The organism is Frateuria hangzhouensis, assembly GCF_026410505.1.
In the GTDB taxonomy this organism is placed as follows: Bacteria; Pseudomonadota; Gammaproteobacteria; order Xanthomonadales; family Rhodanobacteraceae; genus Frateuria_A; species Frateuria_A hangzhouensis.
On the sequence record NZ_JAPMIU010000003.1, the window covers coordinates 99,351 to 113,099 of the forward strand.

At 68.0% G+C, this 13,749-nt stretch carries 11 protein-coding genes and 1 pseudogene; 4 read left to right on the forward strand and 8 right to left on the reverse strand.

The window, feature by feature from the left end; genetic code table 11:
* Positions 1 to 17 precede the first annotated feature (17 nt).
* Positions 18 to 248 carry a glutaredoxin family protein gene (locus tag OSC30_RS04095; RefSeq protein WP_267170563.1) on the forward strand — a complete coding sequence of 77 codons (231 nt, stop codon included), beginning with the start codon at positions 18 to 20 and terminating at the stop codon, positions 246 to 248.
* 5 nt (positions 249 to 253) lie between these two features.
* On the opposite strand, the gene OSC30_RS04100 is transcribed toward OSC30_RS04095, so the two are convergent.
* The 3 genes from OSC30_RS04100 to OSC30_RS04110 are packed head-to-tail and all read right to left on the reverse strand — an operon-like array spanning position 254 to position 1,999.
* Positions 254 to 820, reverse strand: a complete 567-nt coding sequence (locus tag OSC30_RS04100; RefSeq protein WP_267170564.1) for a YceI family protein — start codon at positions 818 to 820, stop codon at positions 254 to 256.
* Positions 817 to 1,389 (reverse strand): cytochrome b, encoded by a 573-nt coding sequence (locus tag OSC30_RS04105; RefSeq protein WP_267170565.1) that lies wholly within the window; start codon positions 1,387 to 1,389, stop codon positions 817 to 819. Before OSC30_RS04105 ends, OSC30_RS04100 begins: the two co-directional genes overlap by 4 nt.
* Positions 1,376 to 1,999, reverse strand: a complete 624-nt coding sequence (locus tag OSC30_RS04110; RefSeq protein ID WP_323374194.1) for a YceI family protein — start codon at positions 1,997 to 1,999, stop codon at positions 1,376 to 1,378. Before OSC30_RS04110 ends, OSC30_RS04105 begins: the two co-directional genes overlap by 14 nt.
* 106 nt (positions 2,000 to 2,105) lie before the next feature.
* Between OSC30_RS04110 and ku the strand changes: the two genes are divergently transcribed.
* Both ku and ligD read left to right on the forward strand, forming a co-directional pair.
* Positions 2,106 to 3,071, forward strand: coding sequence for a non-homologous end joining protein Ku (gene ku, locus OSC30_RS04115; protein WP_267170566.1), 966 nt, complete (start codon positions 2,106 to 2,108; stop codon positions 3,069 to 3,071).
* A gap of 235 nt (positions 3,072 to 3,306) precedes the next feature.
* Positions 3,307 to 4,161: pseudogene (ligD, locus tag OSC30_RS04120) on the forward strand (non-homologous end-joining DNA ligase); the annotation flags it as partial.
* A gap of 66 nt (positions 4,162 to 4,227) precedes the next feature.
* Here ligD and OSC30_RS04125 read toward each other — a convergent pair.
* From OSC30_RS04125 to OSC30_RS04145, 5 genes are all read right to left on the reverse strand, one after another.
* Entirely contained in the window at positions 4,228 to 6,183 is a 1,956-nt protein-coding gene (locus tag OSC30_RS04125) for a M1 family metallopeptidase (protein WP_267170567.1), read from the reverse strand.
* Positions 6,184 to 6,196: 13 nt separating this feature from the next.
* A complete protein-coding gene (locus tag OSC30_RS04130) occupies positions 6,197 to 7,408 on the reverse strand; it encodes an AGE family epimerase/isomerase (RefSeq protein ID WP_267170798.1) in 1,212 nt (403 codons plus the stop codon).
* 145 nt (positions 7,409 to 7,553) lie between these two features.
* Positions 7,554 to 8,534, reverse strand: coding sequence for a carbohydrate kinase family protein (locus tag OSC30_RS04135; RefSeq protein WP_267170568.1), 981 nt, complete (start codon positions 8,532 to 8,534; stop codon positions 7,554 to 7,556).
* Positions 8,531 to 9,850 (reverse strand): sugar MFS transporter, encoded by a 1,320-nt coding sequence (locus OSC30_RS04140; RefSeq protein ID WP_425474729.1) that lies wholly within the window; start codon positions 9,848 to 9,850, stop codon positions 8,531 to 8,533. The genes OSC30_RS04135 and OSC30_RS04140 overlap by 4 nt, the downstream gene beginning before the upstream one ends.
* Positions 9,851 to 9,870: 20 nt before the next feature.
* The gene (locus OSC30_RS04145; protein ID WP_267170569.1) at positions 9,871 to 10,920 is read right to left on the reverse strand and encodes a LacI family DNA-binding transcriptional regulator; all 1,050 of its coding nucleotides are present in this window, start codon (positions 10,918 to 10,920) and stop codon (positions 9,871 to 9,873) included.
* A gap of 401 nt (positions 10,921 to 11,321) precedes the next feature.
* Here OSC30_RS04145 and OSC30_RS04150 point away from each other — a divergent pair, with 401 nt between their 5' ends.
* A complete protein-coding gene (locus tag OSC30_RS04150; protein ID WP_267170570.1) occupies positions 11,322 to 13,586 on the forward strand; it encodes a GH92 family glycosyl hydrolase in 2,265 nt (754 codons plus the stop codon).
* Positions 13,587 to 13,749: the final 163 nt, after the last annotated feature.

Here is a 13,749-nt window from a genome sequence, read left to right on the forward strand (position 1 = left end):
AGTCCATTCGACCTCGCATGGCCGATCTTGTCCTCTACCAGCGCGATTACTGCCATCTGTGCGACCAGGCGCTCGCGGTGCTTGCCGAGGCGCGTGCGCCGGAGTTCGACAGCGTGTGGGTGGATGACGATGTGGCGCTGGAGTCGCGCTACGGCACGCGGGTGCCGGTGCTGCGCGATGCACGGGACGGGCGGGAGCTGGACTGGCCGTTCGACGCGGCGGCGGTCCGGCGGTTTGCGAACGGTTGAGCGCGCTATTTCGGCGCCAGCACCAGGTGCGCGTTGACGACCACCTCGTTGCCGATGACCGAGGTATCGGCGTACTCGCCGCCGCCCACGCCGTAGTCCAGCCGCTTGAGGGTGCCGGTCACGTCCAGCGCCGCGGTGCCGTTGTCCTGTGGCGTGAAGGTCACCGTGAGGTCGAGCGGATGGGTTTCGCCGCGCAAAGTCAGGTTGCCGTGGGCGATCACGTGGCCGCCGGCCTGGACGAAGCCCGTGGTGATGTAGTGCGCCTGCGGGTATTTGGTCGCGTTGAAGAAGTCCGCGCCGGGCAGCGCGCCGTCGCGGTCCGGATCGCCGGTGCCGGCGCTGGTGGTGTCCACCGAGACGTCGAAGCGGGCGTCGGCCAGATGCGCCGGGTCGTAGCGGATGGCGGCGTGCCATTGGGAAAAGGTGCCCTCGAACGGCGCGCCCTGGAAGGTCGCGGTGAAGGCCAGCGTGCTCTGGTCCTGCAGCACGCGGTAATCGGTCGCCTGGGCGGCCGCCGGCAGGGCCAGGCATAGCAGCAGCGGGGCCAGACGCCGCAGGGTCGGTCGGGTCATCGGTTGTCTCCTTTGGATCCCGCCTTGAGGCGGGCGAACGGCCACATGCGGCGCAACACGTCGTCATTGTCGAACACGTGGTGTTTCAGTGCCGCGCCCACGTGGGCGAGCAACACCAGCAGCAGGATCCAGAACAGGTATTCGTGCACCTCGTGCGCGAGCCGTCGCAGTTCGGTGTCCTTGGCGGCAATCGCCGGCAGGTTGAACAGCTTGAAGTACTGCAGCGGGTAGCCGCGCACGGAATTGAACCACCAGCCCGACAGCGGCAGCGCCGCCACCAGCAGGTACAGCATGCCGTGCACGAGGCGCGCGGCCCACAACTGCCAGCGCGGCGCGGGCAATTCGCGCGGCGGGCGGTTGAATCCGCGCCACAGCACGCGCAGCAGGAACAGCGCCAGTACGGTCAGGCCGATCGACTTGTGCAGGGCCATCCAGCCGACCTTCTGCATGGGCGAGCCGGCCAGGTCCATCAGCAGGCCGAACACGCCGTTGCCCAGGATCAGCAGGGCGATCGTCCAGTGGAAGAACTTGGCGACGGCGCCCCAGCGCCACTCGTCATTGCGCAGCATCGGCGCTCTCCCGGGCATCGGTGCGCTCTTCGCGGATGGCTTCGAGCTCCAGCCACACGGACACGTGTCGCCCGATCGAGCCGGAGTTGGCGGTCATGCCGAAATCGGTGCGGTCGAGCATGGCGGTGGCGGAAAACCCGGCAATGGTATGCAGGCCGAAGATGGTGCGCGCCTGGCGGTTGAAGGTAAACGGGATGTCGACCTCGCGGGTGACGCCGCGCAGGGTGAGCTTGCCGTGCAGGATGCCGTTTTTGTCGGCCGTGCGCTCCACCGAGGTGCTGGCGAAGTGGGCGTAGCGGGTCCTGGTGGCATCGAGGAAGGCCGGCTTGAGCACGGCGGCGTTCCAGTCGGCGTCGCCCATGTCCAGGCTGGCCAGGTCGATGTCCAGCTCGGTGGCGGCGTGGCTCCAGTCGTCCGGGTCGAAGCGCAGCCAGCCGCGGGCGATATGCAGCCGGCCGAACGGGCGCGAGTAGCCGTCGTGGCTCACGCTGAAAACGATCTGGCTGTGCACGGTGTCGTAGCGATAGCGGTGCGCGGCCGCATGGCCGGCCAGCGGCCACAGCAGGGCGGCACAGGCAAGCAGGCGGGCGGCGGCGGGCATGGCGCTCATCGGGCAAGTCTGGACGATCCCTTGCACACGCGCCAGCGCGGTGCTTTGGCATTCCGTGCACGGGCGCCGTGGCTACCATCGAAACCCGCCGTCGTGGAGGTAAGCCATGGCACGCCCCATCTGGACCGGCACGCTGTCGTTCGGGTTGCTCAACGTCCCGATCCGCCTGATGACCGCCGAGCGCAAGGTCGACCTGCATTTCCGCATGCTCGACCAGCGCAACAACCAACCCGTGCGTTACGAGCGCGTCAACGCCGAATCGGGCGAGGAAGTGCCCTGGAAGGACATCGTCAAGGCGTACGAGTATTCCAAGGGCAATTACGTGGTGCTGGAGGAGTCGGACATCCGCAGCGCCGCGGCCGAGGCGCACGAGACGGTGGAAATCGACACTTTCATCGATGCCGGCCAGCTCACCCCCGCGTACTTCGAGAAGCCCTATTTCCTGGTCCCCGGGAAAAAGGCCGAGAAGGGCTACGTGCTGTTGCGCGAGACGCTCAAGCGTACGAAGAAGATCGGCATTGCACGGGTGGTCATCCGCACGCGCGAATACCTGTGCGCGGTGATGCCCCAGGACGAGGCGCTGATGCTGGTGCTGCTGCGCTTCCCGCAGGAGCTGGTCGACGCCGAAGAGTACGCCCTGCCGGACAAGCCGGTGGCCGACTACCGCATCAGCGACCGCGAGCTGGACATGGCCGGCGAGCTGATCGAGTCGATGGCCGGCAAGTTCGAGCCGGAAAGCTACCGCGACGAGTTCCGCGAACGGCTCACCGCGGTGATCGAGCAGCGCCTCAAGAGCAAGGGCGTCACCACCACGCTGGAGGAAGAGGAGCCGGCACACGCCAACGCCACCACCAACGTGGTCGATTTCATGGCGTTGCTGAAGAAGAGCATCGAGGGCAAGGAACGCACGCCAGCCAAGGGCAAGGACGAGGAGAAGTCCGAAAAGAAATCCGAAAAGAAGCCCGCGACGAAGAAGGCCGCCAAGAAGGCCGAGCCTGCACCCAAGAAATCCGCGCGCAAGAGCCCGGCGAAGAAGGTCACGGCCACCCGCAAGGGGCGCAAGGCCGGATGAAGCCGATCGAGCAGGCAGACACCGCTTCGGCGCCTCGCCCTGCGTGCCGGCGGAGCTTGGGCGGGGGAAGCCCGGTCGAAGCGGAAGAGCACCCCTCCCCAACCCTCCCCTGCAAGCAGGGGAGGGAGCCAACCGGGTCCTGGTCGTGAATTCGCGTGCACACGTCCCGGTGGCATCCACCTCGGCCGCCCATGGGCATCGATCGCACGCAGACAAGCCTGTCGAGATTGCCGGCGTCCGGATCACTCACCCCTCGCGCGTGGTCTATCCGGATGACGGCATCACCAAGGGCGAGGTCGCCACCTATTACGCCGCCGTGGCCGACTGGATCCTGCCCGAACTGGTGAACCGCCCGCTGTCGATGGTGCGCTGCCCCGGCGGTACGGACAGCGCCTGCTTCTTCCAGAAACACCATGCGGCCAAGCTCGGCTCCAGCGTGCGCCCGATCCCGCTGGAGGAAAAAGGGGGTGGCGAAGACGACTACGTCTACATCCGCGACCGCAAGGGGCTGCTGCAACTGGTGCAGATGAACACGATCGAGTTGCACCCGTGGGGTTCGCGGGTGGACAAGCCCGACTCGCCCGACCGCATCGTGCTGGATCTCGATCCCGCACCCGGCGTCGCCTGGGCGGCCGTGGTGGAGTGCGCGCGCGGGATCCGCACGCTGCTGCAGGGCATGGAACTGGCCAGCTTCGTGCGCACCAGCGGCGGCAAGGGGTTGCATGTGGTGGTGCCGTTCCGTCGCGGACCCAGCTGGCAGGCGATGAAGGATTTTTGCGAGTGGGTGGCCGATGCGATGGTCGAGCAAGCGCCGGAGCGTTACATCGCCACGGCGAGCAAGGCGCAGCGCGAGGGCAAGATCTTCATCGACTGGTTGCGCAATGCCCGTGGCGCGACCAGCGTGTGCAACTGGTCGCTGCGGGCACGCGACGGCGCGCCGGTGGCGATGCCGCTGCGGTGGGAAGAGTTGGGGAAGGTCGAGGGCGGCGCCGCCTTTGGCCTTCAGGCGGCGCTGGCGCGGGCGAAGAGCTTGAAGGCCGACCCTTGGGAAGGCATGGCCAAACTGCAACAGCGCCTGCCGAAAAGGTAGGAGCCCACTTGTGGGCGATGCTCTCAAGGGGCTGACCTCGCCACCAAAGACATCGCCCACAAGGGGTTATTTCAGCTTGACGGTGTCGTTGGAGCGGTTGGCCTCCGGCAGGCCGTGCTCGGGGTCCAGCATCGCCGACACCACCTTGCGCGGCCCGGCCACCCGCACCACGTACTCGCGATGCTGCTGCCATGTCTCCACCGGCACGCGCACGTCCTTCGTGCTGCCGTCATCGTAGGTCAGCCGCAGGGTATTGGGCAGCACCAGTTGGTCCAGGTTGGCCACCGTTACCGCCGCGCCGTGCGACCAGTCGCCGTCGATCGGCGCGACCTTGCGCACGGTCATGTCGAACTGCCAGTTGTGCTGGTACCAGCCACGCCAGAACCAGCCCAGGTCCTCGCCCGATTCGCTCTCCATGAAACGGAAGAAATCCGACGGCGAGGGATGGTGGAAGGCCCAGGTGGCGATGTACTTGCGGAACGCGTCATCGAAGCGCTCCGGGCCGAGGATCTGCTCGCGCAGCAGTACCAGGCCGAAGGCGCCCTTGAAGTAGCTGATCGGATGGCGGTACTTCTCCGGCGTCATGTCGGCGCCGTTGAGCGGCGCGGGCGCGTCCGGGTCGGCCAGCACCTTGGCGATCTCGTCGGCCGGGTTGCCGCCGCCGGGGGCGTACTCGCTATCGCGCTTGGGCGCGAACTCGCCGTGGTTGAAGGCCTCATCCTCGCCGATGTCGATGAAGGTGTTGAAACCCTCGTCCATCCACGCGTCGCGGCGCTCGTTGGAGCCGACGATCATCGGGAACCAGGTGTGGCCGATCTCGTGCGCGATCAGCATGTGCAGCGATTTGCCGGTGGCCCGCTTGTGGTCGAAGGTGATGCCCGGGTATTCCATGCCGCCCGCGGTGCCGGCCTCGTTGATCGCCACCGGCCAGGGGTAGGCGAACCACTTGCTGGAGAAATGCTCGACCGAGGCCTTCAGGAACTCGGTGGCGCGGCGCCATTCACTTTCGACCGGATAGACCGACATCGCCAGCGCGGTCTTGCCCTGCGGCAGGTTGATCCGCGCCGCGTCCCACACGAACGCCCTGGAGGCGCCGAAGGCCACGTCGCGGCTGTTGTGCATGCGGAAATGCCAGGTCAGCGTGCCGCCCTGCTTGGGACGGCTGGCCGGGTCGGTGACCTCGGCCGGGGTGCGGATCATCACCGTCGTGTCGCTGTGGCGGGCCTGGTCCAGCCGCTTGACCTGGGTCGCGGTGAGTACCTGCTGTGGGTTCACCAGCTCGCCGGAACCGGCCACGATCATGTCCGACGGCACGGTGATCTTGTAGTCGAAATCGCCGTATTCCAGGTAGAACTCGCTATTCAAGTAGGGCGCCGTGTCCCAGCCGCGCAGGTCGTCGTAGACGCACAGGCGCGGGTACCACTGGGCGATCTCGAAGATGTCGCCGTTCTTGCTCGGGTTGACGTCGGTGCGACCGCCGAACTCGCCGGGCACCGTGTAGTTCCAGGCGATGTGCACGCGCACGCTGCCACCATGGGCCTTGACTGCGGCGGGCAGGCGCAGCTGCATGCGGGTGTCGGAGACGATCCATTTCACCGCTTGGCGCTGGCCGCGGGCGTCCTCCACTTCCACCGAGGCGATGTGGTAGCCGCTGGTGAATTCGGTGGGGAACTTGCTGGTGAAGGCGCCGCGCGCGTCGGTCTTGTAGCGGTTCTGGTCCAGTTGCAGCCACAGCACGTCCAGCGCGTTGGGGCTGTGGTTGGTGTAGGTGATGGTTTCGCGGCCGCTGAGCAGGCGGCTGGCCGGTTCGAGGGTGGCCTCGATCGCGTAGTCGGCGCGGTTCTGCCAGAACAGCGGGCCCGGCTTGCCGTCGCCGGAACGGTAGGCATTGACCGGGTCGGGATAGCTGAACGGGGCGAACGTCTGCAGCGGGTCGTAACGCGGTGCGTCGGCCGCCGCGGCGACGGTGGTGACCAGCGCCAGCGCGCTGGCGAGGGAGAGGGAGAGGGCGAGAGCTTTCATGGGGATCCCCTGTTTACGGTTGGCCGCCGGCGCGGATCAGCGCGAGCACTTCGTGGCAGGCGCCCATGGTGTGGTAATCGACCTTGCCGGCGGGACTCTTCTCGTCGTCGTACTTGCGGTTGTCGCGGGTGAGGATGCGGTACCACCCGCCGTGTTCGTGATCGACGAAATGCTGCCACGCATACGTCCACAGCTTCGCGTACCAGTCGTCATACACGGCCTCGCCGGTACGCGCGTGCAGCAGCGCAGCGGCGGCCAGCGATTCGGCCTGCACCCAGAAATACTTGTCGGCGTCGCAGATGCTGCCGTCGGGCGCGAAGCCGTAGTGGATGCCGCCGTTCCCGGCGTCCCAGGCGCGCATCAGCGCGGTGTCGAACAAATGGCGCGCGGTCGGCAGCAGCCAGCGCTCCTCGCGGCCGCGCCCGGCCAGGTGGGATTCGAGGATCACCAGCAGTTTGGCCCACTCGGTCTGGTGGCCGGGCTGGAAGCCCCACGGGCGGAACAGGTGCCGCGGGTTGTCGCGGTTGTAGTCCCAGTCGACGTTCCAGTGCGCGTCGTAGTGCTCCCACACCAGGCCGCCGGCCTTGGCTGCCTGGCGGCGGGTCATGTGTTCGGCCAGCAGCAGCGCGCGATCCAGGTAGCGCGGGTCGTCGCTGGCCTGGTAGGCGGCCAGCATCGCTTCGCACATGTGCATGTTGGCGTTCTGGCCGCGATAGGGCGAGAAATCCCAGTCGGCATCGGCCTCGTCGCGATAGAGGCCGGCATCGGCATCCCAGTAGCGCTTTTCCAGCAGCGCCCAGGTCTCGTCCATCCACGGCACGGCCTCGACGATGCCGGCGCGGCGTGCGCTGGCGCAGGCCAGCAGCACGAAAGCGACGCCGTAGGCGTGGTTGGTGCGGTCCTCCGGCTGGCCGTCGCGGATCGTCCAGGCGTAGCCGCCGGTGGCCGGATCGCGGTGAACCTCGTGCACGTAGTGCAGGCCGTGGCGCGCGGCCTCCAGGTAATCGGGATCCTCGAACTCGATCGCCGCCAGCGCGTAGTTGAAGACGAAGCGCGTGCTGCTGACCAGGTGGCGATGGCTGCGGTCGTAGATCGTGCCGTCGTCCTTGAAATACTGGAAGAAGCCGCCGGCCGGGTCGATGGCGCGCGGGTGGTAGAACGCCATGGTCCGGGCGATATGGTCGCGCAGGAAGTGTTCGCTGCGGAAGTCGGGCAGGGTGGTCATCGGAATGTCCAGGGTAGGGTCGCGCAGTGCCGAAGGCGCGCGTCGAACCTGCATGAGCCCGCTCGCGGGCGATGCTCTTGCTCCGGTGCCTGAAAGAGCATCGCCCGCGAGCGGGCTCCCACAGGGCCATTGAGCACGAAGGGAGTCATTCGAGGCTCCCTTGTGGGTTCGATGCCAGGAAGGTGTCCACTTCCGTCGCGCTCGGCATCGCGGCGAACGAGCCCTGGCGGGTGACGGTGAGCGCGCCGCAGGCGGCGGCGAAGGCAAGCATCTCGTGCAGGCCCGCCTCGTCGTGCAGCAAGGTGTCGAAGGCGCCCGGCTCGAGTGCCGCCAGCCGGCACAGCAGGCCGCCGACGAAGGCATCGCCCGCGGCGGTGGTGTCGACCGCCTCGACCTGCGGGCAGGGCAACTCGCCGCTGGCGTCGCGACGGAACCAGCGCAACGGCCGCGGGCCGTCGGTGACCACCAGCAGCCGCGTGCGGCCGCGCCACAGGCGGTTGAGCAGGGCACCGTCCTCGGCCAGCCAGGCGAATTCCTCGGCGCACAGCTTGACCACGTCGGCCAGCTGCAGCGCCGGCCACACCGACGGGCGCGGGTTGGAGTCCCGCGGCCACAACGCCGGACGCAGGTTGAGGTCGAAGCTCACCAGCGCCCCGGCCGCCTGTGCGCGGCGCATGCCCTCGCGGGTGGTTTCGGCCAGTTCCGCATCGGTCATGCTGTTGGAGCAGACGTGGAACACCGCGACATCGTCGAACGCGCCGGCGCGGAAATGTCCGGGCCGGAACAGCAGGTCGGCCGAGGGCGGCCGGTAGAAATTGAAGCTGCGCTCGCCGCGCGCGTCGAGGCTGACGAAGGCCAGCGCGGTATTCGCCTCGCCGGTGCGCGCCACGTCGGCCACGCCCACGCCGGCGCGCTCGAGGCTGTCGAGCAGGAAGTCGCCGAACGGGTCGCGCGAGAGCATGCCGGCGAAGCGCGCGGCGCCGCCCAAGCGTGCCGCCGCCACCGCCACGTTGGCCGGCGCGCCGCCGGCAAAGGGCACGAACGCGCGCGGGAAGCCGGCGTCGCCGGTGCCCTCGGCATGGAAATCGATCAGCGCCTCGCCGAAGCAGAGGATCGGACGGCTCATCGTGCCTCCAGCGAGGCATCCACGATGCGCGAACCGCGCAGGCCGTAGAACACGATGTAGACGTAGCACAACGCCGGCAGCACGAAGGCCAGTTGCACGCCGATGTGGTCGGCCAGCGCGCCCTGCGCGACCGGCACCACCGCGCCGCCGACGATGGCCATGATCAGCAGGCTGGACGCCTTTTCGGTCAGCGGGCCGAGCCGTTCGATGCCCAGCGTGAAGATGGTCGGGAACATGATCGAGTTGAACAGCCCGATCGCCACCACGCTCCAGGTGGCGAGCATGCCGCCGGTGCTCATGGTCACGGCCAGCAACGCGATGTTGACGGCGGCGAACAGCGCCAGCAGCGCGCGCGGCGAATGGCGCGTCATCAGCCACGAGCCGGCGAAGCGCCCGATCATCGCGCCCAGCCAGTAGTACGAGACGTACGTCGCCGCATCCACCTCCCGCATGCCGCCGATGTCCGGCATCGACAGGTAGCTGACCATGAAGCTGCCGATCGAGACCTCCGCGCCGACGTAGCAGAAGATCGCGATCACGCCGAACATCACGTGCGGGATGCGCAGCGCGTCGAGCAGCGTGTGATGGCTGCGGTCGGCCTGTTCGGTGGCCTCCTCCAGCGCGGGCAGGCGGAACAGGTACACCAGCACCGCCAGCGCGAACAGCGCGATGGCCAGGCCCAGGTACGGTCCCTGCACTGCCTGCGCTTCCTGCGTGCGGTAGGCCAGTTGTTCGGCCGGCGACAACCGGGTGACCTCCAGTGAGCTTTTCACCGCCACCGACAGGATCAGCAGCCCGCCGAAGTGCGGCGCCAGGTAGGTGCCGAAGGAATTGAGCGCCTGCGCCAGGGTGAGCCGGCTGGAGCTGGTGCGCGCCGGCCCCAGCAGCGCCACGTACGGATTGGCCGCCACCTGCAGCACGGTGATGCCGGTGGCCAGCACGAACAGTGCGCCAAGGAAGGCCGGGTAGGAATGCAGTCCGGCCGCGGGCCAGAAGCCCATCGCGCCGATGCCGGCAATCGCCAGCCCGGCGACGATGCCGAGCTTGTAGCCCAGATGCGCCACCAGCCGCCCCGCCGGCAGCGAGGTCAGGAAGTACGCACCGAAAAAGGTGAACTGCACCAGCATCGCCTGGGCATAGTTCAGTTCGAACAGCGCCTTCAGGTGTGGAATCAGGATGTCGTTGAGGCAGGTCAGGAAGCCCCACATGAAGAAGATCGTGGTGACCACCGCCAGCGCCGCCGGATAAGTGGTGTAGGGCTCGCGCGGCCCGTTCGGAGCCAGGGGCGACGGGTGGGGGGCTTGCATGATGGCCATAGGTGTCACTCGGGTCCGGATCAGGCGGTGGGCGGACAACTGCTGGCGCGGATCACCAGCTGCACGGGGGCGACGATGCGTCGGGTTTCGGCATCCGGCTCGCGCAGCCGCTGCAGCAACATCTGCGCTGCCTGGCGGCCGCGGGCGCGCGGCGCGGCCGCCAGCGTGGTCAGTGATGGCGTGGCGAGCGCGGCCTCGGCGATGTCGTCAAAGCCGGTGAGGGCGAAGTCGCGGCCGGGTGCCAGGCCCCGTTCGAGCAGCCCGTGCATCAGGCCCAGCGCCACGGCGTCGTTGTAGCAGACCGCTGCCGTAGGCGCCGGTTCGACATCGAACAGCGCCTGCGCGCAGTGCGCCGCTTCGAGCCGGGTGGGCAGGCACTCGACCTCCCAGTGCGCCGCCACCGGCAAGTCGGCGGCCTGCATCGCTTCCCGGTAGCCGGCGCGGCGCTGGCGGCAGGAGCTGGAATCGCGATGGCCGCCGAAAAAGGCGACGCGCCGGTGGCCCTGCGCGATCAGGTGCGCGGTCGCTTCGCGCGCGCCCTGCTGGTTGTCCATTGCCAGCGTGTCCCAGTGGGCGTACTCGGGCTGCTCGCCGGTCAGCTCCCGGTTGAACAGCAGCAGCGGCGTGCGTGCGCCGACTGCCGCCAGCACCTGGCTGGCGTCGCTGCCCTCGGCGGGCGAAAGGATGATGCCGCCGGGCCCGTGCTCGATCAGCGAGCCGAGCACGGCCTGTTCGCGCTTGGGCGATTCGCTGGATGAGCCGAGCAGCGTCACCATGCCGGCCTCGCCGATGACGTCGTCCACGCCCGCCGCGAATTCGGCGAAGAACGGATTGGCCAGTTCGTTGATCACCAGCGCGATCGACGAGGAGGTGCGCCGGCGCAGGTTGGCCGCGGCGCGGTTGTAGACGTAGCCTTGCTTGCGCAGCTCTTCCTCGACGCGGGCACGGGTGTCCTTGTTGACCAGCGGGCTGCCGCGCAGCACCAGCGATACGGTGGCGCGCGAGACGCCACAGCCCGCGGCGATGTCGCGCACGGTGACCTTGCGGCCGAGCGGAGGGTTGCTATCCATGGGGCACCCGTGGGAGGAACTTGCTTTGGAACGATCCAAATCTAGCGGATCGGTGGGGTTACTGGAACCGGTTCCTGTGGATCGGAGCAAGGGCCTCCCCCTCTCCCCAGCCCTTCCCCCGGCGGTGCCGGGGGAGAGGGAGCACATCGCGGCACGCCATTGCTCCTGGGCCAGGCCGGTCGAGTTCGAGCGCATGGCGGTCGACCGCTTGCTGCTCGGCGGCTCGCTCGTGTTGGGGCGCACATTGCGGTACGCCCACCGGCTCCCTCTCCCCCGAGCTTGCTCGGAGAGGGTTGGGGAGAGGGGGAGGCCTTTCGCCCACTTCGCGCAATGCAGCGTGCAAGCGGCGATGAGCGCTGCTAGCTTGGCTATTTGGAACGATCCAAATTCGGAGAGCACCGATGCGCTTGCGCCTGTCCCGCCTGGCCTTTGCCCTGATTTTACTGCCCGGATTCGCCCTCGCTGCCACCGGCCATGCCGACCGCGTCGACCCGCGCATCGGCACCGGCGGTGACGGTCATACCTTCCCGGGTGCCACGGTGCCTTTCGGCATGATCCAGCTCTCGCCCGACACCGCGATGCCGGACTTCAAGCACGCCTACAAGTGGGCCGCCGGCTACCAGTACGGCGATGACAGCATCATGGGCTTCTCGCACACGCACTTTTCCGGCTCCGGCCATTCGGACTTGGGCGATGTGCTGGTGATGCCGGTCGCCGGCGAGGTGAAGCTGGAGCCCGGTGACCCGGCCAGGCCGGGCAGCGGCTACCGGTCGCGCTTCGACCACGCAACCGAGGTCGAACAGGCCGGCTACTACGCGGTGACGCTGGCCGATTACGGCATCCGCGCCGAACTCACCGCCGGGCGCCGCGTAGGCTGGCATCGCTACACCTTCCCGAAAGGCAAGAGCGCCCACCTGCTGCTGGACCTGCGTCCGAGCATCTACGACTACCCCGGCAAGGTGCTGTGGTCGCAACTGCAGGTGGCCGACGACGGCACCGTCAGCGGTTGCCGCACCACCCGCGGCTGGGCGCCGGGGCGCGAACTGTGCTTCGCCATGCGCTTCAGCCAGCCAATGACCTCGCGAACCCTGTACGACCGCGAGAGCGACGTCCTCTACAAGGGCTTCAAGGGACCCGGCAACCAGCCGGTCGACTACGATGCACAGAACGGTCGCGCGCTGGTTGGCGTGTTCGACTTCGGCACGCTGGAACAGCCGCTTGAAGTGAAGGTGGCGATCTCGTCGGTGAGCGCCGCCAACGCGGTCGCCAACCTCGACGCCGACGGCAAGCATTGGGATTTCGACGCCCGCCGCGCGCAGGCGAAGGCCGCGTGGGACAAGGCGCTGGCCGTGGTCGACATCGACGCGCCCGCCACCGTGCGTACCCAGTTCTACACGGCGCTCTACCACGCCATGCTCTCGCCCACGCTGAGCATGGACGTCAACGGCCAGTACCGCGGCCCCGACCACGCCGTGCACCAGGCGGACGGCTACGAGTTCTATTCGACCTGGTCGCTGTGGGACGTCTACCGCGCGCAACAGCCGCTGATGGTGCTGCTCGATCCCGCACGCAGCTCCGACTTCATCCGCTCGCTGATCGCCGCACGCGAATCCAGCCCATTCGGCATCCTGCCGGTGTGGGCGTACCAGGGTCTGGAGACCTGGTGCATGATCGGCTACCACGCGGTGCCGGTGATCGCCGACGCCTGGATCAAGGGCATACGTGGCTTCGACGCGGACAAGGCGCTCGACGCCATGGTCGCCAGCGCCACCTATGCGCCCTACGGCGACCTGGCCGATTACATGAAGCTCGGCTACGTGCCTATCGACCGGGAGCCCGAAGGTGCTTCCAAGACGCTCGAATACGCCTACGACGACTGGGCGCTGGCGCAGATGGCCAGAGCGATGGGGCGCAAGGATGTCGCCACCACGTTCGGCAAACGCGCCGGCAACTGGAAGAACGCGTGGGATTCCGAGACCGGCTTCATGCGCGCGCGGCTTTCCACGGGCGCGTTCCGCACGCCGTTCGATCCTGCCGCCGCCGGCTACGGCACCGATTACACCGAAGGCAACGCCTACCAGTACTCGTGGTACGTGCCGCAGGACGTGCCGGGCCTGATCCAGGCGATGGGCGGCAAGGCGAAGTTCATCCAGCGGCTGGACGAGGTCTTCGACGCAAAGATCGATCCGGCGCATTTCAAGCACGTGGAGGACATCACCGGCCTGATCGGCTGGTACGCCCACGGCAACGAGCCCAGCCACCACATCGCCTACCTGTACGACTACGCCGGCGCGCCGTGGAAGACGCAACAGCGGCTCACGCAGATCATGGACAGCCAGTACGCCGCGCGTCCGGACGGCCTCTCGGGCAACGACGACCTGGGCCAGATGTCGGCCTGGTACGTGTTCACGGCGCTCGGCTTCTATCCGGTGACGCCCGCCAGCGATGTCTACGCGATCGGCCGACCGTTCGTCGAACGGGCCACGCTGCACCTGGCCAACGGCAAGGACTTCACCGTCAGCGCCGCGCCGCTGGACGACGCGCATCCCTATGTGGGCGAGGTCACCTTGAACGGCCAGCCGCTGGCCGGGCCGTTCCTGCGGCACGGCCAGATCCTCGCGGGTGGCGAACTGCACTTCCGCATGCAGGCCGAGCCGGCGCGGTAACGCTCGAACGCGGCACATGCCCCTCGAGCCACGGCGGCCTGGCCGTACTCCTGTAGGAGTCCACAAGTGGGCTCCTACCAACACGTGGCCTGATCTGACGGAGCGGGATCGTGGCGGTCAAGGCCCCCGTTCCCTGACCCGCGAAGAACCTTGTTATCAGATG